General features: G+C 53.1%; 31 protein-coding genes. 4 read left to right on the forward strand and 27 right to left on the reverse strand.

Annotated features, from left to right (window positions below):
* Positions 1-100: 100 nt before the first annotated feature.
* From Q1B46_RS04760 to Q1B46_RS04885, 26 genes are all read right to left on the reverse strand, one after another.
* Positions 101-604 (reverse strand): hypothetical protein, encoded by a 504-nt coding sequence (locus tag Q1B46_RS04760; protein WP_299945233.1) that lies wholly within the window; start codon positions 602-604, stop codon positions 101-103.
* Between the two features lie 88 nt (positions 605-692).
* Positions 693-1,262: a hypothetical protein gene (locus Q1B46_RS04765; RefSeq protein WP_299945235.1), complete on the reverse strand. Its 570-nt coding sequence runs from the start codon at positions 1,260-1,262 to the stop codon at positions 693-695.
* A complete protein-coding gene (locus Q1B46_RS04770; protein ID WP_299945238.1) occupies positions 1,252-1,812 on the reverse strand; it encodes a hypothetical protein in 561 nt (186 codons plus the stop codon). Before Q1B46_RS04770 ends, Q1B46_RS04765 begins: the two co-directional genes overlap by 11 nt.
* Positions 1,813-2,368: 556 nt before the next feature.
* Positions 2,369-4,729, reverse strand: a complete 2,361-nt coding sequence (locus Q1B46_RS04775; RefSeq protein ID WP_299945241.1) for a primase-helicase family protein — start codon at positions 4,727-4,729, stop codon at positions 2,369-2,371.
* A 251-nt stretch (positions 4,730-4,980) separates the two neighbouring features.
* Positions 4,981-5,232: a helix-turn-helix domain-containing protein gene (locus Q1B46_RS04780; protein WP_299945244.1), complete on the reverse strand. Its 252-nt coding sequence runs from the start codon at positions 5,230-5,232 to the stop codon at positions 4,981-4,983.
* A gap of 335 nt (positions 5,233-5,567) precedes the next feature.
* Positions 5,568-5,981, reverse strand: coding sequence for a hypothetical protein (locus tag Q1B46_RS04785; RefSeq protein ID WP_299945246.1), 414 nt, complete (start codon positions 5,979-5,981; stop codon positions 5,568-5,570).
* Positions 5,982-5,990: 9 nt separating this feature from the next.
* On the reverse strand, positions 5,991-6,617 hold the full coding sequence (locus tag Q1B46_RS04790) for a hypothetical protein (RefSeq protein WP_299945249.1): 627 nt from the start codon (positions 6,615-6,617) through the stop codon (positions 5,991-5,993).
* A 79-nt stretch (positions 6,618-6,696) separates the two neighbouring features.
* Positions 6,697-7,068 carry a hypothetical protein gene (locus tag Q1B46_RS04795; RefSeq protein ID WP_299945252.1) on the reverse strand — a complete coding sequence of 124 codons (372 nt, stop codon included), beginning with the start codon at positions 7,066-7,068 and terminating at the stop codon, positions 6,697-6,699.
* 179 nt (positions 7,069-7,247) lie between these two features.
* The gene (locus tag Q1B46_RS04800) at positions 7,248-8,699 is read right to left on the reverse strand and encodes a hypothetical protein (protein ID WP_299945254.1); all 1,452 of its coding nucleotides are present in this window, start codon (positions 8,697-8,699) and stop codon (positions 7,248-7,250) included.
* A gap of 56 nt (positions 8,700-8,755) precedes the next feature.
* Positions 8,756-9,919 (reverse strand): tyrosine-type recombinase/integrase, encoded by a 1,164-nt coding sequence (locus Q1B46_RS04805; RefSeq protein ID WP_299945257.1) that lies wholly within the window; start codon positions 9,917-9,919, stop codon positions 8,756-8,758.
* 261 nt (positions 9,920-10,180) lie between these two features.
* A complete protein-coding gene (locus Q1B46_RS04810; RefSeq protein WP_299945259.1) occupies positions 10,181-10,369 on the reverse strand; it encodes a helix-turn-helix domain-containing protein in 189 nt (62 codons plus the stop codon).
* Between the two features lie 40 nt (positions 10,370-10,409).
* A complete protein-coding gene (locus Q1B46_RS04815; protein ID WP_299945262.1) occupies positions 10,410-10,610 on the reverse strand; it encodes a hypothetical protein in 201 nt (66 codons plus the stop codon).
* Entirely contained in the window at positions 10,611-11,054 is a 444-nt protein-coding gene (locus Q1B46_RS04820; protein WP_299945264.1) for a hypothetical protein, read from the reverse strand.
* A gap of 220 nt (positions 11,055-11,274) precedes the next feature.
* Entirely contained in the window at positions 11,275-11,640 is a 366-nt protein-coding gene (locus Q1B46_RS04825) for a hypothetical protein (protein WP_299945266.1), read from the reverse strand.
* 197 nt (positions 11,641-11,837) lie between these two features.
* On the reverse strand, positions 11,838-12,497 hold the full coding sequence (locus tag Q1B46_RS04830) for a helix-turn-helix transcriptional regulator (RefSeq protein WP_299945268.1): 660 nt from the start codon (positions 12,495-12,497) through the stop codon (positions 11,838-11,840).
* A gap of 386 nt (positions 12,498-12,883) precedes the next feature.
* Positions 12,884-13,018 carry a hypothetical protein gene (locus Q1B46_RS04835; protein ID WP_299945270.1) on the reverse strand — a complete coding sequence of 45 codons (135 nt, stop codon included), beginning with the start codon at positions 13,016-13,018 and terminating at the stop codon, positions 12,884-12,886.
* Positions 13,011-13,319, reverse strand: a complete 309-nt coding sequence (locus tag Q1B46_RS04840; RefSeq protein ID WP_299945272.1) for a hypothetical protein — start codon at positions 13,317-13,319, stop codon at positions 13,011-13,013. The genes Q1B46_RS04835 and Q1B46_RS04840 overlap by 8 nt, the downstream gene beginning before the upstream one ends.
* A 14-nt stretch (positions 13,320-13,333) precedes the next feature.
* Positions 13,334-13,756 (reverse strand): hypothetical protein, encoded by a 423-nt coding sequence (locus tag Q1B46_RS04845; protein ID WP_299945275.1) that lies wholly within the window; start codon positions 13,754-13,756, stop codon positions 13,334-13,336.
* Positions 13,757-13,886: 130 nt separating this feature from the next.
* Positions 13,887-14,111, reverse strand: a complete 225-nt coding sequence (locus tag Q1B46_RS04850) for a hypothetical protein (RefSeq protein WP_299945278.1) — start codon at positions 14,109-14,111, stop codon at positions 13,887-13,889.
* On the reverse strand, positions 14,108-14,425 hold the full coding sequence (locus Q1B46_RS04855) for a hypothetical protein (RefSeq protein WP_299945280.1): 318 nt from the start codon (positions 14,423-14,425) through the stop codon (positions 14,108-14,110). Before Q1B46_RS04855 ends, Q1B46_RS04850 begins: the two co-directional genes overlap by 4 nt.
* Positions 14,422-15,168: a phosphoadenosine phosphosulfate reductase family protein gene (locus Q1B46_RS04860; protein WP_299945282.1), complete on the reverse strand. Its 747-nt coding sequence runs from the start codon at positions 15,166-15,168 to the stop codon at positions 14,422-14,424. Before Q1B46_RS04860 ends, Q1B46_RS04855 begins: the two co-directional genes overlap by 4 nt.
* Entirely contained in the window at positions 15,165-15,320 is a 156-nt protein-coding gene (locus tag Q1B46_RS04865) for a hypothetical protein (RefSeq protein ID WP_299945284.1), read from the reverse strand. The genes Q1B46_RS04860 and Q1B46_RS04865 overlap by 4 nt, the downstream gene beginning before the upstream one ends.
* Positions 15,321-15,537: 217 nt before the next feature.
* Positions 15,538-15,837, reverse strand: a complete 300-nt coding sequence (locus Q1B46_RS04870; protein ID WP_299945286.1) for a hypothetical protein — start codon at positions 15,835-15,837, stop codon at positions 15,538-15,540.
* Positions 15,838-16,020: 183 nt separating this feature from the next.
* Positions 16,021-16,317, reverse strand: coding sequence for a hypothetical protein (locus Q1B46_RS04875; RefSeq protein WP_299945288.1), 297 nt, complete (start codon positions 16,315-16,317; stop codon positions 16,021-16,023).
* On the reverse strand, positions 16,314-17,051 hold the full coding sequence (locus tag Q1B46_RS04880; RefSeq protein WP_299945290.1) for a phage antirepressor KilAC domain-containing protein: 738 nt from the start codon (positions 17,049-17,051) through the stop codon (positions 16,314-16,316). The genes Q1B46_RS04875 and Q1B46_RS04880 overlap by 4 nt, the downstream gene beginning before the upstream one ends.
* Before the next feature lie 68 nt (positions 17,052-17,119).
* A complete protein-coding gene (locus Q1B46_RS04885) occupies positions 17,120-17,284 on the reverse strand; it encodes an Arc family DNA-binding protein (protein ID WP_299945293.1) in 165 nt (54 codons plus the stop codon).
* 86 nt (positions 17,285-17,370) lie between these two features.
* Here Q1B46_RS04885 and Q1B46_RS04890 point away from each other — a divergent pair, with 86 nt between their 5' ends.
* Positions 17,371-18,036, forward strand: coding sequence for an Arc family DNA-binding protein (locus Q1B46_RS04890; protein ID WP_299945295.1), 666 nt, complete (start codon positions 17,371-17,373; stop codon positions 18,034-18,036).
* Positions 18,037-18,337: 301 nt separating this feature from the next.
* On the opposite strand, the gene Q1B46_RS04895 is transcribed toward Q1B46_RS04890, so the two are convergent.
* A complete protein-coding gene (locus Q1B46_RS04895; RefSeq protein ID WP_299945297.1) occupies positions 18,338-18,769 on the reverse strand; it encodes a helix-turn-helix transcriptional regulator in 432 nt (143 codons plus the stop codon).
* On the opposite strand from Q1B46_RS04895, the gene Q1B46_RS04900 reads away from it, so the two are divergent.
* From Q1B46_RS04900 to Q1B46_RS04910, 3 genes are all read left to right on the forward strand, one after another.
* The gene (locus tag Q1B46_RS04900) at positions 18,768-19,001 is read left to right on the forward strand and encodes a helix-turn-helix transcriptional regulator (protein WP_299945299.1); all 234 of its coding nucleotides are present in this window, start codon (positions 18,768-18,770) and stop codon (positions 18,999-19,001) included. The two genes, Q1B46_RS04895 and Q1B46_RS04900, sit on opposite strands and share 2 nt — an antisense overlap.
* 105 nt (positions 19,002-19,106) lie before the next feature.
* Positions 19,107-19,550, forward strand: a complete 444-nt coding sequence (locus Q1B46_RS04905) for a hypothetical protein (RefSeq protein ID WP_299945302.1) — start codon at positions 19,107-19,109, stop codon at positions 19,548-19,550.
* Positions 19,547-19,708: a hypothetical protein gene (locus Q1B46_RS04910; RefSeq protein ID WP_299945306.1), complete on the forward strand. Its 162-nt coding sequence runs from the start codon at positions 19,547-19,549 to the stop codon at positions 19,706-19,708. Before Q1B46_RS04905 ends, Q1B46_RS04910 begins: the two co-directional genes overlap by 4 nt.
* Positions 19,709-19,712 lie beyond the last annotated feature (4 nt).

A 19,712-nucleotide genomic window follows, 5' to 3' on the forward strand; every position in this document is an offset into this window, starting at 1 on the left:
TCCATTTCGTATGGTTTCGGGGTTTTTTGGAGTGCATAGCCAAAAAAGTGGCCATCGGCGCCCAAACGCAAACGCGCCGCCGCGCTTTTCGAACCGGCGCTCAACGCCTAACCGCGGGGTAAATCGATGCGAGGGGTTTTATGCTTTTGTTCGTACCCGCCACCGGACGAAGGCCGATCCGTTTCGCGAGTGGGCGCGCGCGATCCCAGAAAGCCGCGACCAACGCTCCGGTTCTCGCGTGACCGACGATCACCGGTCTCTTGCCGCTGCCGTCGCCGGTGAGCTTCTCGAGCCTTGCGACCTCCACCGAAAGTTCCTCGAGCGCCTCAAATGCTTTGCAGGCATCCGACAGCGCCTGGTCGAATGAATCGGCCCACTTGTGCTGGCTAAGTCTGGCGTCCGTGAGTTTTTTCCGGGCGTCCGTGAGTGCCTCTGCCTCTCGCGCCCGCGCTTTTTCGCGCTCGACCCGGTCGGCCTCCTCACGTTCTATGACGTCGAGCTCTGCCTCGACTGAGCGGCGCTCGTCCTCTGCCATCTCCTTAAGCAGCGCTTCTCGCGCCGCGTTCCTATCACGCAGAATTAAGCCTCTGGTCCGTTCGAACATCCCGATTGCCTCCTCTTAGCATGCACTCACTGTGCTGGGTGTCGTCGCGGGATGTAGACCAGCAGTTCGACCCGAGCAGCCAATTGCTTCAGGAAGCGACAACAGGTGTCCTGGCAATACGCTCGCAGATGGCGCGCCGCTGGCTAGACGAGAGGCGATGATCGCTGGCTATGCTTCGAACGGCCTGTTCACGCTGGGTGTCATCTGCGAACCGAACGGCACAGCATCCAACGGCAGCGCCGTCGTCGGTCCGAGTCGTCGTGGTGGTCAGTAGCGGAGAGGGCGCGCTGTCAAGCCAGGCGTCGTCGGCCAGTGCCTCGACGACCTGCCAATCCGGTGGCTCGACAAACTCGACGGAGATGACCTGGTAGACCTCGGGGGACGTGAGCACTGGCGTGTCCGTCACGTGTTCCAGCAGGCGGCGGCGATCAGCTACGGTAAGCGAGCCATCGGCGGCAAGGCGACGGGCCTGACACAGTCGCGCCGCCGCATCACGGTAGGGCAACCTGGGTTCGGATCCGTCGATCTCTTCGAACAGGTGCTGAGCGTCCGCAGCAGCCCTGCAGGCAAGACCTTCGTCGGTAAGCAGCACCGTGCCGTCGTCGAACAGCACCTCGACCGATACCGCAGGTCCCTGTTCTGCGACTCTATTCGTCATCGGTGCCCAGGTCCTCGTATTCGGCGAGTATCGCATCCACGTCTATCGGGGCACCCGAGACCAGCTTGGGCGCGGACGGGGCCACGACGTTGTTCTGGATGGCGACTGTCGCTGCCTCGTTCACGCCGCTGATCCTCAGGCCGATGAGGCGCACCGCAATCCTAGGGTCCACGTTCGAACAGTCGAAGCGCATCACCGGCTCGAAGTCCTCGTCAAGTTCCGCTTCGCCCGTGTCGGAGTCTATGGCGGGGACCCAACGGCCTGTGCCCATGTGAAGCGCCGTGGCGATCACCCTCTGCGTCAGCGTCTCCTCGAAGGTGTCGATCGCCTCGTCCCATTTGGCTGCAAATTCGGGGTCACGTCGCCGCCGCTCATATAGGGAGCGCCGCGCCATGCCGGAGACGTTCGCAGCATAGGTGACCTGGCCGAACTCGGACAGCGCCGACAGGAACCGCTCGTCCACGTCCGAAGGTATCTCGGACCGCGTCCGGTACCGGCTCGGCGCATCGGCCTTTGCCGCGGGCCTGATCTGTATTGCAGCATTACCCATAGTTCACCTGTTTCGGGCCCATGGCAGGGCCTGGAAATTGACCACATGCAGGGCCTTGTTTCGGTTGGGCTTTTCGGAGCCCCAGACGGGACGGGGGATCCGGTGTCCTTAGGTCCTCGGCAAAAAATATAACCGGTCTGTCTCAACCGCCTAAAACAGATATGCCAAGTGTTTCGGGCCGATGATGCCAACATTGCACAAGGGATGAGAGGTGCTTGTCAATTCGCGACGTGGGGAATGTTTCAGCGACGGCACCCAATCCACGAAGGGCACCTAATTATGACGCTTTTTCAGATCAAAACGTACTGGCCTAAACGATTGTTATCCATGCAAAAAGTTCAGAAGAACGCTTAGGACGCTTTTTGAGAGCGTTTTGTTTTTTGTACGTATGGTATCGAAACAATGCGGTGCGATACGCTCTTCGGGTACCAGATGGAAGATAATCTATTAATGTTAAAGATTATGTCCTTTCTGTCCTTTACGTCCTAGTTGCAACAAAAACAAAGGCTTAGACTAAGGCGCATTGCTGCCGAGTAGGACGCTTCGCATACAACGCTCAGTCTGCGAAGGGATCGCCGCCTAGGAGCTTGATCCAAGCACGCCGCACCTCAGGCAGCGAGGGGATTTTCCAGGCACGTTGCTGGTTGTGCTTGATACCATTGATCACGCCGAACTGGCGAAGCTCTACGAGGACCGCGCGGCGGGAAGGCATCTGCGACCGACGAAACTTTTCGGAGCCGCGCTTCCAGAGTTCGATTGCATTCAAGACCGCAGTGGGTGTCGTGAACTGATCGATGGCCTCCCAGCCATCGACGTCGTCCATGTCGGCGAAGTCTTCTGTCCAGTCGTCCGGTGTCGGCAGCTTGCCTTCCTCACAGGCATCAAAAAACCACCGCTGCACGAGGCTCAGGCCATGAATCTTCTGTTCGACTAGAGCGGCGTTTTGGGGAATCGATTCTCTCGGGTGCCGATCAATCTTGCGCGCAAGGAGCTCGGCGAGGAACGCTTCCCGCCCTCCGTTCCTTATCTGCTCGTGGACCTTGCCGTGGAGCCTCTGTGCCTCATTGCGGTTCGGTGCAGCACTGCCTGTGCCCCAGGTGTTCGGAACTTTGATGACGGCGTAGCGTCTTTCGTCCGCCGTAGCTGGGACACTGTGGTCCGAATTGCCTGAGATGAGAACGTTAGACCGGTTATTCATCGCCCTGGCATCAATGCCCTTCTTTTCCATCATCCCCTTGCGGTCAGTCACGATCTTCTTGAGCCTGCTATCCTCTTTGCCGCTAGAGAAGTGAAAGTCGATCTCGTCGCAGAAGGCCAGGCAACACGTGCCCATGTGGCCGTTGAACTGGCCTGTCAATTGCTCTCTCGATGATAGAGCCAGCCCGTGCATCCCATAGATCGAGACCATCAGCTCGCCAAGTGTCGTCTTGCCAGTACCTTTCGCCCCATAGAACGCGAGCGCCACGCCGATTAGCTCCTCCGGATTTTGGACACCGTAGGCTAGCCAATCGAGTACGTAGTTGTAGGCTTCTGGGTCGCCACCGCAAAGGCTGTCGCGAATGATCCAATGGATCATGTCTGTTGCCCCTTCTCGCGGTTCACAACCGAAGCCGGTCCAGAGGTTTAGCATACCATCGACATCGCGGTTCGGTGAAAACACGATGCCCTTTGCAGTGTTACGTTGGCCCCACTTCAGCCACTCGCGAGCAACCGGAGCAGTTGCCAACACGCCTTTGGCGTTGGTAACCTCCATCCGCTTGTTTTCGTGATAGTCAAAGAAGCTTACTTTAGTGGCGAAAATCCACCGCGTCGCAGACGTCCCGTCGTAGGGATCTTCCTCCGTTAACTTGTACGCCACGCGAGTCTTTCCCTCAACATCGACTACGGTGTATCGTTGGTTCATCCGCTCCAGTGGCCCTGGCGGTGTATCCACCAGAGAGAGGTTCTCTATCTCATCGTCGAAATCATCTTCCGCCGAGACATATGGAGCGGTCTTTTTCCATGCCAAAACCAAATGACGTTGCAATTCGGTACCATCAAACTTACCGTCGCGCTCCCCGTTTTCGTCAGGCCACAGAGGGACATGGTTTGAAAACAGGTCTAGAGTGGCATTGAAGGAGGCGCCAGAGCGCTTAATGTCACCGACGAGACCGAGGAGATGCGTATAGCGCGACGTCCCATCGGGTCCGTCAAGCCTGTTACCTAGAGCGGCTATTGTCTCTTTTGTCACCTCGTCGTAGCCGTCTTCTCGATCGAAGTCAGGGTCGATCTCAGAGACTTCGGAAGTACGCATCTTGCTGAAGTCCGAAAACGCTGCTTCGTTTTCAAAACCGTCGATTATGTCGAGCATCCTGGTTAGGATCCTCATTGCTGCGTCGGTCAATCGAACGTTTCCACCCGATGATCGCAAATCCCCCCGCACTTCATAGATAGGATCATCAATTCTGAAGGGCCAATTGCCTACGGATTCTGGATCGTCGCAACGCATCCAGACATGGCCGCGGTCCGTACGACGACTCGACGATGGGGTCACGCATGCGACGACATCACCATTCTGTTCTTCCATTATCTCGGCGGCAATCGCGGGGCCGTCGCCTTCGTCGCAGTCGAGTACGACGCACCCTAGCGACGCTGGTTGCACACCAATCGCATTCTGCTTTGGGTCCTTGAGAATATGTTCTCGTGCTTCAGAAACAGTTGGTCGCAAATTGGGCCAGTTAGCCTGAAAGGCCTTCTTGTTGTGAAGCAGCACTAAGGCTGGGTAGTAGCCTTGGCGCATCGCTGCCGCGACAAGGCACCCCAAGAGATCGACCGTTGATTCAGTCACTTCGCACGTTGAAGAGACTGCGTTTGTGAGGCGCCCTTCGAATACTGGCTCACTTACTTGGCTTTTCTTGTTAAGCTTCTCAGCATTCATGGGTCTGTAACTCAAGCATCGACTTTTCCCTTGATGTAGATCTAGGCAAGTGTCTGACCCGCATCGTTCGCGAAAGTCTTTGCGGGTCAGCTATGTCCGAAACGGTTCCGGTTTGAGGAATGATCAACCGTGTCAACCCCCCAGTAAACTATTAGTTGGAGGGCAACTGGCATGGAATTAATGCTGAGAACTAAGGCTCCGGGCAAACGTTCTCCGGTCGATTTCCGATCGCTTCGATTGCTCACAGGCCGTTAATCCAGAGGTTTTTGGCGGTGTGTATCCATGAAGGAGCGGAGATCGGCGATTGAGTAAAGCACTCGGCGACCGACGCGGTGGACTGCAGGCCCTTTGGCTTCCATCCGCCACCTGTCCACAGTCTGCCGACTGACCCCGATGAATTCCGCGGCCTCGTCAACGTTGAGGTATTCGCGCCGTGGCGCGATCACGTCGCTGGTCGATATGAGTTCTTCAATGCGCCCGAGGCGCTCGACTATCTGTTCCATTCTGCTCACTCCGTACCAGCTGTAAACGGGATCAATATGGAACTTTCGTCATTAGTTGTTGACCATCAGTTCGACCCAATAAAGCATATCGAACACCAATAAGTACCAAGTATGAGGGTAGTTGATACAGATTAGTGATCCTAGACATATTGATGCGGAACCCACTTCTGTTTCTTGCTCGTGATCAGATTCCAGTGTGGGCGCGATGAGCTTGACATTTGCCTAACACAAGAGAAGGCGGCCGGCCGGCCCAGAACATGCTGACCTAAACGGTTGGAGCCAGCGTGTAAACGAAGGTCTGTAGCTTGGAAATCATGACCCCACGAGAAAGCAATCTAACAACTGTCCCGCAGCTCAATGCAACACGCCTCGGTAGACTCCTTATCCTCTTCACATGTTTTTTCGATAATGCGGTCCGAACAGTGTATGTAACACCGCCAGGACCTTTCGACGCGCAGGGTTAGCGTTGAAAATACACTTTTTTTGAATGCGACAAGCACTTCTCTCGCTAATTCTGCATTTTGAGCAAAAATGAGGAGCGCTATTCCCTTTGGCGCGATAGTGAACGCAGGAGATGGGCCGCTTTCTAAACCAAGACGCCTGGCGTCAACTTCAAAATCAATCCTTTCAGTTATCTGAACACCGAGCTCAGCTTTTGTGAGTATTTCGTTATACTCCTCTGGGATCGCATCGGTTTCACCCATTATAAAGTCATGGATGATCGACTCTTCGAAATCGTTCAACTTCATTGTAATTTCCTAAATGGCAGCCAGTTTCTCTGCAAATTTTCCGAGGTTATTGACCTCTACACCCTCATACGGAAATATTGCATCCGCATCAATTTTTGGATCAAGTATTACTGCAAAAATTCGATCTGAGACAATCTCATCGGGCAAGCAAGGCTTTAAGGCTTTTGCAAGGACTTTGGCGGCTCTAATGTCGTCTGCCATGAAGCCAGGGCCTCGAGATATATTTGAATCGTGAAACCCATTCGCAATCTCTCTCAGTACGCCTACCAATTGCGCTTTCTTATTTCTTCTCTCGTTTTCTTCCAGCCTCTTCTTCGCTCGCTGTTCGTAGAAGAAGTAAATAATATGAAGAAAAACACCGGTCGCACAAATGATTAGTCCCGAATTGCGAACCGTCAACCAATCGGTTCCCTCCTCGCCTTTTGAATCTGAGCTATTAATCACTTGATCAGAGGCGTCGGTCACTGCTTGGATTATTAGTGGCCAGAGATAATCGCCACCAATCAATGAGACTCCACCAAGAAATACCACAGTAAAAAACCGCCTCAATGGATTTCCAATGAGTATATATTTAACCAAATCCAGAATTTCGGAAGGCAGATCTTTCCTGCCGCCACTTTCTTCATTTTGGGTCATTCAAAAGCCTTACTAGGATTTTTTGCTAATTTTGTTAGCTGCGAATTAACTAGATCGAAATTCAACATATTATGTAGAACTAAATGTATATCACCAACCGATCATAAGCTGATTTTCTGGCCTCCTTTTCGCGATCAGGATTTTCGCTAGTCTTACTCTCACTCTCGCGTCTACTTTGTGCATCTACCAGTAACTTTTCCAAAGTTTTCGCAAATTTTTCATTCACTTCGTTTGGATGGTTCGCAAAAAGTTTATCATATCCTTGGGAAACCCAAAACTTTGAGTAGTAAAGTGACTGCGAGCGGCTACTGGGTACCATTATTAGAGACGAACTGCCGGGGTCGCCTGCATTGAGCAACCCTATCAAAAGCCGCACCTTATCTTTCGCGGAGAGGTTTTGCATAATTTCTTCAATGAAACTAAATGCAATGGTCAATCTGGGGTCGCTCATGACAACCTCGCAAACATTAAGCAGTCTAGGAACACGTAGCACAAATCCAGCGGTCGGGGTATACTTTCGTTGCGATCAAAGCATCTTGTACGCGAACTACCACTACTTCGAAGCCGCTCATTAGCGTGGGTGCTTTTTTGAAATAGCCTAAGTGTTGGGCAAATCATGTGCCGTGAGGCTCAACGTTTTCGTTTTTTGGAGCCACTGAACATTTTTAAGACCTCAGAGATCATGCCTGAAAAAAGGCTGCGTAGCTTCAGAAGGCCACCGGAAAATGAACACCGGATTTTTGGTAAATCAAACGCAGCACGCGCTAGAAGGATCGTGGCCGCAAGCGAGGAAAACAGTGTCAGTGCCCAAAGTAAGAGTGTCACATTAAAGAAAACTAACGGTAGGTTATGAAAAAGTATTGATCGCCCTGCTTCGACTCTGGGAGTTGTTTCCAAAGTCATACCGTCTAAAGGGTTGACGAAGACATTAGAATTCAAGGGTAGCCGAAAAATATCTTGAAAAATCAATCCGACCAAAACGGTTGCGAATAGAGGAGAGAATATCATTGCAACTTTGAGGGTCATGTGTGGGATGTTCCAAATTGCAACTGGACCCAGTAGCAGACCCTTAGAGGCAACATACGCAGGTTCCGAAAATTTGACTTGATACGCGCGCACTGTAATGCTGTTAACGAGGTATAGCACCACCAAAATGGCTATGAATGGAATAGCTAGTGTTCGAACATCCTGTTCCAGAAACTTGGAACTACTTCTGGAATTAAAGTATGTGAGTTTTGCTTGTTCTCGATCCCAAGCGTCAGCGAATTCTTGTTGTGAAAGAGGTTCGGCGTTATTATGGGCATCGATAACTTCTTTACCTACTCTTGCTTTGAATACTGGCGTAAGAAGTGAAACAATATCAATCTTGAATTCGTCATGCATCCGTTCATCTGAATAGTAGGCTAAGTTTGAGTCTGCGGGAGTTAATTCGAAAGAGTCATTTCGACAGTATTCGGTTAGATCACAGTAATTGAATGGTTTACCGAATAAATCAGGAAAAGACGGGACGAAGTTATCCAGTTCAGTGAACCAAATTTTGTTAAAATACACCTCTTTGACCGTAAGCCTATCAGTATTGTTTTCTGGCGCATAAACCAATGTAGAGGGAAAAACGCGATAAACTGGATTGCCCAAGCAGTCTGAATTGGGCTCGACTATCCACTCGATTTTATCGTGCATTCTACTTTCAATTCCAGTACGCGGATGCATCAGTAGATTGCAAATGTTTCCAGTTGGAAAATCGGCTACACTTATAATGAAGAAATATCCATGTTGGGGAGCAAGATCGGATATGTCGCGATCAAAGTACTCATCAAATAGCTCTAATTTCATTGTACTGCCAAAGTACCACTCTCTGAAATCAGCTTCAGTCGCCACGTCTTCTTCTTTTAAACGATTAAATGCGCGAATGATGCTCATAGTATTAAATGACGCTTGTATAGCGACCCGCTCTTTGAATGCGTCTTTGACTTCCAAATAAACTGTAAAAATCGCAAGGCATGCAATCCATAGGATTACAATATCTCGGCCTATTGTTCGAATAAGCTCTCTAAGATCGGATGATGGCTCGGTGCTCGGCACTGACAATTCCTTTTGAATGCGTCTAGCTTAAGACAGAGAGCGGAGTGGTCAACCGTTCAAAGCTCCGAGTTTAGAGGAGGATTTTGATTGGTTCCTCGATAAGTTAGAAAACGCGCGCAGATTCGCTCCTGACACTCGCGCAAATGACTACTCAAATGGGCTCGTGTCACGTAGTTGAAGGAGATATGGGTGTTGGCATGGTCCATCAGCATCGTTACTGACTGAAAGTCCACGCCAGCCTCCAGCGCATGTGTTCGATAAGTATGGCGCATCTGGTGCGGCGCATAGGGAAATGACTTTAACCGAACCATCTGCTCGATGTGACCCGACTTAGAGGTTGCTGAGGGAAAAATGAATTGGCTCTCAAGCGGCTTCGTCAGTTCGCGCACCTCACCGAGCTCTTGGATCATGAATCTCGGCAAGGGTAGGTGAAATCTACGTCCTGACTTGGCTCGGGGAATGAACAACACCCCTTCGTCCTCTAGGTGTTCCCACCTCACCGAGCGTGCGTTCGTAGAGCGAAGACCCGTGGTCAACATCAGTAGCCAGCAGGCGCGACGAACACGGTCTTCCATCGCATCCAATCCGCGCCAGAGCTGAGGCAACTCATCAGGGCCAACTGCCCAGTCACGCGCTTGCTCCTTGTTCATTCGCACGCCGCGCGTGACTGGGTTCGGTGGAAGATCATGGGTCCGGGCGACGTCGTTCAACAGCAGCTTGAGCACTCGCATGGCACCGTTCGCGCAGTAGGGGCCGGAATTCTTGGTCAACCGCTCGTGAAGAGACCTAACGGCTTCACGGTCGATTCGATCTGCTGGCAGCTTGCGGAGACCGCCGAGTGGACCGTCGACCTTCTGACGGTACCATGCGGCCGTTCGTTCACTCAGGTCGGGCCGTCCTTCTAAGTACCGCTCAAGGGCCTCCTGAATGGTCGGCACAGCCACCTTCTTGGTCCTCGGGTCAGTGCCGCGTCGCAGCGCCAGCCGTAGCTCAGCAGAGCGCTCTCTGGCGCTGCGCAGCGATAACTCGTCCGTCCTGCCAATCATAACGGACACGTAGCGGTCGGTACCGTCGTTGATGCGCCCGACGTGCTTGTAGGAGATGCCGTGCTTGCCCACGACTAGGCGCAGACCCTTCGCCTCGCTGTCATAGATCTGTGTGCCGGCTGGATGTTCTTCCGATAGCCGCGACACTGTCGTCTGCGTGAGTTTCGTGGTCATCTTTGATCGCCTCCGTAGGCCATGTTTCAGGCCATGTTTCGGTTAGGTCCCGAGAGGTCTCAGGACGTGCTACGAGACGATGATGTCTTGTTTTCTTGGCTTCGCGGACCCTCAATAGGTGCTATTGGGCCATAAAATATCTCGGACTCAGTAACTTAAAATCCGAAGGCCTTAGTGCCGTGTGGGTTCGAGTCCCACCGCCCGCACCAGTTTCAGCATTTAATAAACTGATAAATAACAATAAAACCTGAAGGACTTGTTTCAGTCCCCCAGATGGTCCCCCAGGGGGTCAATGATTTTACGGATCTCAGACATGCGCACAAACGACATGCTTCCGTGTTTCAGGATGGTGATTTTGCCCTCCTTGGCCCAATTATAGATCGTGGCCCGAGACACACCGACAACGGATTTTGCCTCAGACGGGCGGAAGTACTCTGTGTTCGTGGTCATTGGCTTTCCTCCCCCCTTACCGGGTCATAGTTGGAGTGGGTCATGAGTTGCGCTCACAGACCCAAAGGCCAAAGAACGATGCCGCTAACCAACCAAAAGAGATACTGAAAAACAAAATGAGGCCGTTGTCCGGGCTCACATCCGCAATTCGGCACATAAGATGGAAAAAGCCTACAAAGACGGAGGGAAAAACGGTCCCGCCAACTATGCCTGCAAGCCATCCTTTTTCTTCCGGTTCCATCTACCCATCTCCTTGTTGTGTGAGGGATGACATGGCGGTGTATCGGCGCTGATAGTCGGCCTGCGCTGCGGCTTTGGCTTCGGCGAGAGAGGATGCCTTAAAGTCCTGTCCGTACGGCGTATAAACGGAGAAGCTATCCGCTCCATTCCAAACTATTTCGTAGGGAAGGCCGTCGTCGTGGATATGTGGCATAGCTTGCCATTCGCAATCGTTTTCCCCTTTTACGCCATCGCCTGCGCTCCAATCTGTGCATTCCCACCTCAGAGGCTTCACCTCCCGCGCCTTTGCAAGCTGGGATTGGAGCGCTTCGATCATGTCGGCGCAATCTTTCAAAATGGATTGCCCTGTGGGGAAGTCGCCCCCTTTTTCAAGTGCTGCTGCCGCTAATCTTGCATCGCTGGCGACATGTGAGCATCGCTCCATCAGTTCCTGCTCTTGTGTCATGGCTGCCTCCCAAATCTAGCGGCCATCCTTGACAAAACGCCCCATATTTTGTAGCGTTTTAATACACCACATTCGAGGCGCGATCCTCTGGGCGGTCCTTCGGGATCGCCTTTCGCTTTTCTGGGCCAGCGCCCTATAATCAATCCAAACACATACGGCTGCGCGAATGACGGCATCGGCACGTTGTCAAATATCCAAGCGGCTATTCTTCCTCTCATCCTCACTCCCCCTCTGCTTGAGATAGCAGGGCGCGGATAATGGCTAAGAGCCACGCTCGGGCTAGATTTGCATTGAAGGCTTCGGCGTAATTGCTGGTGTCGCTGACGGAACCGACGATCACGTGAAACTCACCGTTGTTTTCAGTTCCAATGCTTATTACCCACCCCGGCAGTACTGCATCCATAAGCGCCTTAGCGGCGTCGAGTGAGCCGCTGTCTGCAGATTTCGCGATGGTGCCCCAGTGAACGTGTTCTGTGTCTGTCAGAACAGGCTTGAAGTAATTGCTAAAATCGCTGTAGGAGGCCGTTCGCGCCTCAACCTTGTCGTGCAATGTCTTTAGTGCTTGGGTCATGGGGACTTGAGCCATTGAGGAACCTCCTGCCAAATTGTCCTTTCACCGTCGCGCGCTATCACGCGGCGAAATGGACCGGGGTCACCATTCGAAAAGCGATCCCGGTCGTCTCGGGTTTGGAAGCCTTGCAATCCATCTTCCAACTCACCGCGATACCACCACCGCCAGCCTTTTCCGTTTCCGCCCTTTGGGGTTTCGTCGAACGGCATCGCTCACCCCTCCCCAGCCAATGCGCGGAGGGCGGCGTCAAGCACACCGTCCGAACTGTTGTGTTCGTTGATTTCCACGTCCATTGCTTCAAATGCGGGTTCAAGAACTGCGAAACCTTGAGAACGCAGTAGCCGCGCCGCATCCCTTACCGGGTCCGCCTGTTGAGGGGCGGGCTGGTCGGTGGGGGATAGCCAGCTCTCAAGAGCGGCGACTACTCGCGGCGTCGGTTGAGCGCATTCTCCGCGCTCAATTCTCGCAATCACCGAAAAACTAACGCCGATTTCCTCACCAACTTCGCGCACGGTCTTGCCTGCGGATAGTCTTTCATTGCGCAGACGTTCACCGAATTCCTGCCAGATAGGGGCAGGGCTGGTAGGGAGGGGCTCTCCCTGCTCTTTGTATTCCGCATGAAACAGTGGGCGGGAAAGGTTCCGTTCTTCTTCCACATTGATCAAATGCTGTGCTGCTAATACGCCCTGCACGAACCCTAGCCAGCGTCCAATTTTATCCTTTGGCCATGAGTGTTGTCGATCAATGATCTGCTGACACATCCAGATGAGGTGAGGATGAGACATGCGCGGATTATAGTCATACGGGTCAGGGCCTGCGTTTTCGATCAGAGAAATATAACGCTGAGACAAAATAGAGCTTGCATCAGTCATCAGATTTTTCCCTGAGTTGCAAAATCTCCCTTGAATGCCCAACGGATAGGTGTCGGACGTACTCAGCGGCGCGTTCAATTCCGAGATTAAAACCCTCTGCGTACCCTAGATTGTACTGATTATCCTTCGGCGCGCTCTCCATATCCCGCCACACACCCGCAGCCTTCCGCAGATCATCGTCGTACTTGGCGATTGTCATTGGGTCGGTGTTGGCGGGGCGGATGTTCCAACTCACTCCATCCTGAAGACTAAAGTAGTTGCTTGGTCCATGTGCCCCACAGCTTCTGCACCACGCAACTTTAAACTTTCCGTCGGACGCCTGCCCTATTTTAGTTGATCCACAAAACGGGCATGGCATTAGTGTGTCAGTCATTGTTCTTCCCCCTTTAGGGCTTCGATTTGGCCCTGAGCTTTTCCTTGGCTTTCTTTTTGGCCACCAAGGCATCAACGCGCTCGTTAACGCGCTTATTGCGCTCGGCTTGCTCTTTCGGGCTGCGGTTTTTTCTCTTGATGTCAGTCATGCTTCTCACCCCGCATTACTTGCGTCGTTACAGGCCGCGCTTTGGGCCGCAGAGAGACTGTCGGCGCTAAACATGCCCGCCACTTGTTCAACTCGTCATGGGGACACTCGCGGTCGTCCTCGTTGCGCTCGGCCCGCCGTGGTTCTGCTTTCGGTTCCGGACGTGGTTCCGGCTTAGGCGGCTCCGGTGTCTCTACAGGTGGTTCTTCTTTCGGCGGTTCCGGCTTGGTGTTGATTGCCAGGGCAGGAAGAGCAAAGACGATGGCGGCGATGATTGCTGCTATGCGTGGGGTGTGTTTCATGGGGTGTTTCCTTGCTATGACGCCAGACGCACGCGCGCCGTGGACAGGAATTCTTGGAACGTGAGATCAGGCAGCGCATCGTTGATATCTACCCACTTGCTGTAGCGAGCTTTGCTGGGCGTCTCGGCAATGACAGGCATTTCGTAGCCGTCCCAGATCACGATGAATTGGCGATGTTTGTCCCCAATGACCTGTAAATGATCTGAGAGGGCTATGCGTCCGTGCTTGGTGACATGAAAAAAGACCATTCCGCCTTCGATCTTGCGCCCCATATGCCAGTACGGTGACCGCGCCATATCGTAAGCCTCGGGAGCATCGATATCCGTAGCAAAGTGGTCTCTAAAGGTATCGCCCAAAGGATTAACTGGACGCCCAAGCGCATGATCAATACGACCCATCGACTTATCTTTCAGGCATCTGTTCACCGACTGCCGCATCTATCCGTTCCTCTCGTTTCCATTCGCGTGCTGGTGGTGGGTGGTCATGTGTGGCTGCCTCATACCCACACCAACAGCGCATAAGCCGCGCCCGTTGAGCCAAGAGACAGCAGGGGGAATGCGAGGTCGGTCATGGGTTGGCCCCGGCTGAGAGGCCGGACAGGCTGTGACACTCGCCGGGGCCGTTCTCGCAACCGACAGGCGTTGCGGGCGCGAAACTGAAATCGAAGGTGAGGGCCGCGACTAACAGCGCAACGCAGGCTAGACCTTCCCAGATCACAGGTGATCCGATGGTCCAGAAATCCACTGCCGTGTCGTCAAATTGGTCGAAGCCGGGGAAGTGGAAATCGTTCATCTCGTCACCATCCAATCGAAGAAAGCAGAGTTGATCGCGTTCACTGCCAGAAGGGCGAACAGGATCGCGCCACCAGCGACAAACAGGAACCAAACGGGCGGCAGAGCGTTTGCCCAATCACTGCGTTGGTCTTTGCGCATCTGCGGGCGGTTCAGGCGTTCGAATGAGCGATACGACTGACCACGAAAATCGCCCCGGCAGGAACTTTTGGCCTTAGTTCCGTGAGGCAGATCGGCTTTGGTAGGTCCTGCCGGGGTTTCCGCATGCCGAGGGGGAGTCGGCGCGGGGGATGGAGTGAAGGCGATGCGGGTCATGCAACAATCCCCGTGATTTCTTCGAGATACTTGCGGCTCATCGACAAAGTGAAGCCAAGACGCTTTTCAAGTGCGACATACCGGCGATAGAGGGCAGGCATAAGCTTGGCGGCAGTTGTCAGATCGGCAGCGCTGGCCATGATGCAGAACACGCAGCTGAGGCGCGACATACCAGCGACATAGGCCCAGTGAGGCTCTTGCCCGGCATCTTCGATCATCTGGAATACTTCGGTTTCACTCAGGTGATGAATGGGAAGCCAATCATACCATTCGCGACCAGCCTTGGAGTTGCGCTTGTTGAAGTTAAAAACTGTTTTCTTTGCGCGGCTTGCACTTTCTTGAGCGCGCATCCCCATACAGTTTACGACCAGTCCGCCGAAGTGCTGGTTCGACTTCAAATAGCGCCTTACTTCCCGCTCAATGGGCCCGCGCTTGAGGTCGGACGTGCATTGACGCTGCGACGGGCTGGGGAACATTCCGCGCCGCATAACCATGTCCCAGAAGCTAGTCTTTGCAATGGCCGTGATGATGGGCAGGTTGCCAACGGTGGCACGGATGTGGTCCATATTGCCGGGCCATTCAACGTCGCCCAGATCAGCGTGAACAACGAGCATCTGCTCTTCCGGTATGCCAAAATCCTTCATGGCAATCAGCATTGCTTGGCTGTCTTTGCCTGCGCTGTGGTTCACGACAAACAATGCGCCGCGTGTGATTAGGTCTGAGATTTGGCCGAGCTCGATCATTGTTCCACCTCGCCATAACGATAGGTCGGGATCAGAACGCCCCTCAGGAGCGCGCCCGAGCATCGAATGGTGGCCTCGTTGGTGTGCGGGTGACGCGCGATCAAACGACCCTGCGCGAAGATATACGGGGATATCTGGATGCAGCGGATCATGAGGTGGCCTCCGCTGGCTTTAGCGCCCAGGGTTCGTTGGGCTGCCCGCCGGGTTGTTTCGGAACCTCGGTCCAGCGTATGAAGTCTTGGCATTTGTGCGCTGCCAGATCTCCAAACGCAGAGAGATAGACAGTGTTACTCGTGTCTCGAACCCGGCATTGCTGCGAATTCACACGCTCAAAGCGCCAATGATTTTTGGTTGCCTCGGTCATCGCAATCACTCCGCCGCTGTCGCGTAGGGGCTGCGGTAAATCGCAACCTCTGCGTCGGTGAAGGTCAGATGGTTGTGTTTGATGTTGGACGCCTCGGCGTAGCTCATCGCGCAAACAAACACGTCGCGTTCGTTCTCAGCGTTGGCCCAATCGATTGCGCCTTCCTCATCGTTCGTCAGGGCAGTCACAGACCAAAACGGTGTTTGATCCATCATGCCGGGGATAGGAATGATCCGCTCGAAAACGAGATACGCGGGACGCTCCGAAACCGGGCATCTGCTGGTAATGTCGTTGGCTGTAATCATGTCCGCTTCCTTCCGTGTCACAAGAAGGAAGATACATAATGTGTATCAATAGATCAAGTACTAAATTCACATTATGTATCAGGCAAGAATTACAATTGGCCTGCTTTTGAGAATCGCTATTCTTGCAGATAAAGAAAAACCCCGCATGTGCGGGGCCTGTTATTCTTGATTAATCGAGGATGATTATCCGAAGTTGATTTCTGCCTTGCCAGCTTGATCGTAGAACTTGTACTGCTTGCCGTCTTTACTTGCCCAGGCGCCGATCATCCCAGCTGACAATGGCCCACCCCAAACAATCCCCTCCAGACTGGCGCCATCAGGTGCTGCCTGTTGAAGTATGTCCCGAATTTCGGCCATGGCCGCACGCAATCGTTCGATCGGCGGGTTGTCGTCCAGATCTGCAGGCACTGCCTCGGCAGCACCAGCCATCAGCGGAACAGGGGCAACCGCGGCCCCTGCAATAAAGGCGCGGCGCTTCATGCAGCACCGCCGATCAACAAGTTGGCCGGTACCTTGTCGCGGAAGAAGTCCAACCCTTTGGGCGTGACGAACGTCCGCGGTCTGGCTTTATCCTCAACGATGGTGGTCTTCACTTCGAACAGGCCGCGCTGGGTATATTGGACGCGAGGGACCAGTGCGCCGCCTTGATAGAACAGATAGACTTGCTTTAGCCAGCGTGTGAACAGGTTTGGCCGCGCCCCCAGCGCCCGTGCGGCGTTCTGAAGGCCATACAGGCCATCGGCGTTCATCAGGTGATCAAAGCCTTCCGCCTTGGGCGCCAGCTCGATCACTTTGGCCTTGGCAGTGTCGGCCTCTTCTTTGAGGTGGGAGATGACACCAAGGACCACTTGCGGATCGCTGTAGTCTGGCAATGCCGGGGCAGGGCTGTGGCCGCGGGTGACGGCAACGAAGGTCTTAACCACCTCGATAGACACCTCTGTGGCCTTAGGCGTGTCCGACTTTGTGCAGATGTAAACGGCCTGCTCTTCGTTGAGATAGTAATATTCCTGCGGCCTGCCGCCAGAACTACCCTTCGGGGGTTTTGTGCCACGGTGGCGCGAAACCTCTCCGAACTCTGAAAGCGCTGCCTTGTGGCGATCGATCAACTTCCGAATGTCGCGGCGCTGTGCAAAGCCCAGTGCCTCCGCCAGTTGCAGATCACGAACGCGATGTTCGCCATTGAATTCTTCTACTTTAATCGGTAGATTCTCCATAAGAGAACTCCTTTCTGGGATTTATCTGTTTCGAAAACCGCTGTTTGTCTGGCCGGACGCAGCGGTTTTCACTTTTGCAGGCATTGGTCTGCCTCCAATGATTTCATCAGTCGCAGGTTGATCTCGCTGGTCATTGACCGGCAATTTTGCTCTGCGATCTTCTTCAATGTATCCCTCAGGCCATCGTTTAATCGAAGCATGAAGGCATCCTTGCGTGTGCGATTTTCTCTCATCTTTGACTCCTTATCCATCGGATAGTATATTTTTTATCCAACGGATAGTATTGTGTCAAGCTCCTATCTAATCCATTGGATAGCACATGGCGAATGAAGAAAACCGCAAGCTGACAGACCAATATTTGTTGCGCCTCCCTGATGGGCTCAGGAGTAGGATCAAAGAACACGCCAATAGGACTGGGCGTTCGATGAACTCCGAGATTTTGGCGCTACTTATTCATAACTACGGAATGGGCCCTAGCCGACAATTTAGCTGGCGATCGCTATTCACAATAATGAAATCAAAACCAGATGATCGTGTCTGGGCTGTCGCATCACACCTTATTGAATGGAAAAAGGATCCAGATCTTCATGGTGGTGAAAGCTACATCGACGATTTGACGATTGGCCTAGAGGCTGTTCATGATATTGAGGAACACTTTGGTCGCCAAATGACGCTCGAGGAATCTGCCGCTTTCCTTGCTGCGGCGTTCCCTGAGCATAAAACAGATATTGAACGAGCACTACTCGACATCAGAAAGTGGGATGAACCAGGGTCAGACAGTAAACTATACTCTAAAATGAATTCCAGAATTAGACGTGAGCCTATAAAACCTAGCAGTATTCTCTCAGGTCAAAAAAACTCAGAAAATGATAGCAATAGCCGACCCGGTCATCTGACTACCGGCAAGCGCCTCGTTGATCTCGAACCAGATCCTGAAGAGGAAATGGACCAGCTCCCTGAGAACGACGGCCCCCGCATGGGCTAAGCCCCCTCCAGAAACACTCAATCTACATCTAGGAAACATCCCCCAAAAACGCCAAGAATCACCACATCTAGTATGGCGGGTGGCGCTTTAGTCGTGCCCGAACACCCCAGTCACAAGATGTCGCGGCTGGATGTTCTCCAAATGTTCTGCTATTGATAAGCTGCAATGTGAGAGTTGATCAGCTCGGACTTTTCCTGGAGCGCCCCTCACGATCCCCTTCCCGTATTAGCGGGTTTTGCTGCCAAAATTTAGAGAGGGGATTTTATGAATGACACCCAATTCAAAACAATTGCAGAAAGCATCAGGTCTCTTGAGGATCATCAGTTTGATTGGCTTCTTCGGCGCCTTCGGGAGGAATGCTCTTTGCCAACTCAATCAGACCCATCACCTGGTCAAGCTTCTGGTCGGGAACCTCACGAAGCATCTGAAGGAACCTGTCTTCAACCTCGGTTCGATCGCTGAAGATGTCTGACAGGGTAATCCCAAAGTAGTTTGCGCAAAGCTTATAAGTTTCAAGTTTTGCAGATGGGGCTTCAGATTCAGCTCGCTGGATCGTGGGCTGACTAACCTTCAAGACCTCTGCCAAGTCACGTTGGCTGAGGCCTTTAAGCTCTCGATATCTAGCAAGATTATTCATGACACGATTTTTGCAAGAATAGGCAGGAAACGAAAATTCACATTGTGAATTATCTGTGTTGACGCTCTGATACATAATATGTATCTTATTGCGCATGATACCTGAACCAACCTCACCCAATGTACTGGCCAACCACCTCGCGGCTGAGAATATCAGCCAGCGGGATTTTGCGGTGTTGGTCGAAAGCCACCAGAGCATCATCTCCCGTATTATCAACGGAAGGCTGCGGCCAAGCCTCGAAATGGCGTTCGCGATTGAGCGCGCCACGAATGGCGCTGTGCCCGCAAGCCATTGGGTTGAAGTGAAGGCCGCGGAGGCCGCCGAATGACCCGGTCAGCCTCCGCTCAAATGCATTCGTACTCAAATCACTCATCAACATGCGCTGAACATGGCGCGCCCAATTCTTCATGGCAAAACAATGAGGTTGTCGAACATGGCTGACCCTCGGGCTCAGATCCATGCGCTTATGCGTGGACTGATCAACAGGCATTTCCCCACACAGCAGAGCGCGGCGAAAGAGATTGCCGATTTCTGGCATCCAACGGGGGATTGCGGTGACTCCTATGACACCGCCGATTTATCGCGAAAGATGAACGGTTCCCGGCAGTGGACCGCCTGCGATGTAATGGCCGTCCAAGCGATCGCGGGAAGTCGCCGGGTCACTGATGTGATGGAAGCCGCGCGGCAGGCAGATGCTCCGGTCGACACGATTTCAAACCTGCAACTCTGCAAATCGCTGCTTAAAGAAAGCAGTGAGGGCGCGTCTGCCATGATGGAATTGGAGGAGGGCGGATGCAAAGAAAAAGCCGTCTCCGAGCTACTGGACATGAAAGAGGTTGTTGACGCGGCTCTCAAGAGTTTGGGGGCGCCGCAATGACCAAGTCAGACCTAATCCGATCAATCAAAAGCCTGGCTGAGCTGGATGGGTATGAGGCCCAAGCCAAACAGCGCGGCATTACTGGCGACGAACTGCGCGCAATCCATGAGATGCGCCAGAAGCTCACGCCCAAACGCAAGCGAAGGGGCAGGGGATGAGAGT

The organism is uncultured Ruegeria sp. (assembly GCF_947500045.1).
Classification (GTDB): Bacteria; Pseudomonadota; Alphaproteobacteria; order Rhodobacterales; family Rhodobacteraceae; genus Ruegeria.

Coding starts and splice junctions, on each gene's coding strand:
- Q1B46_RS04810 (WP_299945259.1), bottom strand. CDS start 10,369: ATGACCACGAACACAGAGTACTTCCGCCCGTCTGAGGCAAAATCCGTT.
- Q1B46_RS04910 (WP_299945306.1), top strand. CDS start 19,547: ATGACCAAGTCAGACCTAATCCGATCAATCAAAAGCCTGGCTGAGCTG.
- Q1B46_RS04820 (WP_299945264.1), bottom strand. CDS start 11,054: ATGACACAAGAGCAGGAACTGATGGAGCGATGCTCACATGTCGCCAGC.
- Q1B46_RS04830 (WP_299945268.1), bottom strand. CDS start 12,497: ATGACTGATGCAAGCTCTATTTTGTCTCAGCGTTATATTTCTCTGATC.
- Q1B46_RS04890 (WP_299945295.1), top strand. CDS start 17,371: ATGGCGAATGAAGAAAACCGCAAGCTGACAGACCAATATTTGTTGCGC.
- Q1B46_RS04870 (WP_299945286.1), bottom strand. CDS start 15,837: ATGATTACAGCCAACGACATTACCAGCAGATGCCCGGTTTCGGAGCGT.
- Q1B46_RS04855 (WP_299945280.1), bottom strand. CDS start 14,425: ATGACCCGCATCGCCTTCACTCCATCCCCCGCGCCGACTCCCCCTCGG.
- Q1B46_RS04895 (WP_299945297.1), bottom strand. CDS start 18,769: ATGCGCAATAAGATACATATTATGTATCAGAGCGTCAACACAGATAAT.
- Q1B46_RS04905 (WP_299945302.1), top strand. CDS start 19,107: ATGGCTGACCCTCGGGCTCAGATCCATGCGCTTATGCGTGGACTGATC.
- Q1B46_RS04770 (WP_299945238.1), bottom strand. CDS start 1,812: ATGGGTAATGCTGCAATACAGATCAGGCCCGCGGCAAAGGCCGATGCG.
- Q1B46_RS04845 (WP_299945275.1), bottom strand. CDS start 13,756: ATGCGGCAGTCGGTGAACAGATGCCTGAAAGATAAGTCGATGGGTCGT.
- Q1B46_RS04865 (WP_299945284.1), bottom strand. CDS start 15,320: ATGATCCGCTGCATCCAGATATCCCCGTATATCTTCGCGCAGGGTCGT.
- Q1B46_RS04760 (WP_299945233.1), bottom strand. CDS start 604: ATGTTCGAACGGACCAGAGGCTTAATTCTGCGTGATAGGAACGCGGCG.
- Q1B46_RS04850 (WP_299945278.1), bottom strand. CDS start 14,111: ATGAACGATTTCCACTTCCCCGGCTTCGACCAATTTGACGACACGGCA.
- Q1B46_RS04775 (WP_299945241.1), bottom strand. CDS start 4,729: ATGAATGCTGAGAAGCTTAACAAGAAAAGCCAAGTAAGTGAGCCAGTA.
- Q1B46_RS04785 (WP_299945246.1), bottom strand. CDS start 5,981: ATGAAGTTGAACGATTTCGAAGAGTCGATCATCCATGACTTTATAATG.
- Q1B46_RS04795 (WP_299945252.1), bottom strand. CDS start 7,068: ATGAGCGACCCCAGATTGACCATTGCATTTAGTTTCATTGAAGAAATT.
- Q1B46_RS04780 (WP_299945244.1), bottom strand. CDS start 5,232: ATGGAACAGATAGTCGAGCGCCTCGGGCGCATTGAAGAACTCATATCG.
- Q1B46_RS04860 (WP_299945282.1), bottom strand. CDS start 15,168: ATGATCGAGCTCGGCCAAATCTCAGACCTAATCACACGCGGCGCATTG.
- Q1B46_RS04840 (WP_299945272.1), bottom strand. CDS start 13,319: ATGAAACACACCCCACGCATAGCAGCAATCATCGCCGCCATCGTCTTT.
- Q1B46_RS04815 (WP_299945262.1), bottom strand. CDS start 10,610: ATGGAACCGGAAGAAAAAGGATGGCTTGCAGGCATAGTTGGCGGGACC.
- Q1B46_RS04900 (WP_299945299.1), top strand. CDS start 18,768: ATGATACCTGAACCAACCTCACCCAATGTACTGGCCAACCACCTCGCG.
- Q1B46_RS04790 (WP_299945249.1), bottom strand. CDS start 6,617: ATGACCCAAAATGAAGAAAGTGGCGGCAGGAAAGATCTGCCTTCCGAA.
- Q1B46_RS04880 (WP_299945290.1), bottom strand. CDS start 17,051: ATGGAGAATCTACCGATTAAAGTAGAAGAATTCAATGGCGAACATCGC.
- Q1B46_RS04885 (WP_299945293.1), bottom strand. CDS start 17,284: ATGAGAGAAAATCGCACACGCAAGGATGCCTTCATGCTTCGATTAAAC.
- Q1B46_RS04825 (WP_299945266.1), bottom strand. CDS start 11,640: ATGGCTCAAGTCCCCATGACCCAAGCACTAAAGACATTGCACGACAAG.
- Q1B46_RS04835 (WP_299945270.1), bottom strand. CDS start 13,018: ATGACTGACATCAAGAGAAAAAACCGCAGCCCGAAAGAGCAAGCCGAG.
- Q1B46_RS04805 (WP_299945257.1), bottom strand. CDS start 9,919: ATGACCACGAAACTCACGCAGACGACAGTGTCGCGGCTATCGGAAGAA.
- Q1B46_RS04765 (WP_299945235.1), bottom strand. CDS start 1,262: ATGACGAATAGAGTCGCAGAACAGGGACCTGCGGTATCGGTCGAGGTG.
- Q1B46_RS04875 (WP_299945288.1), bottom strand. CDS start 16,317: ATGAAGCGCCGCGCCTTTATTGCAGGGGCCGCGGTTGCCCCTGTTCCG.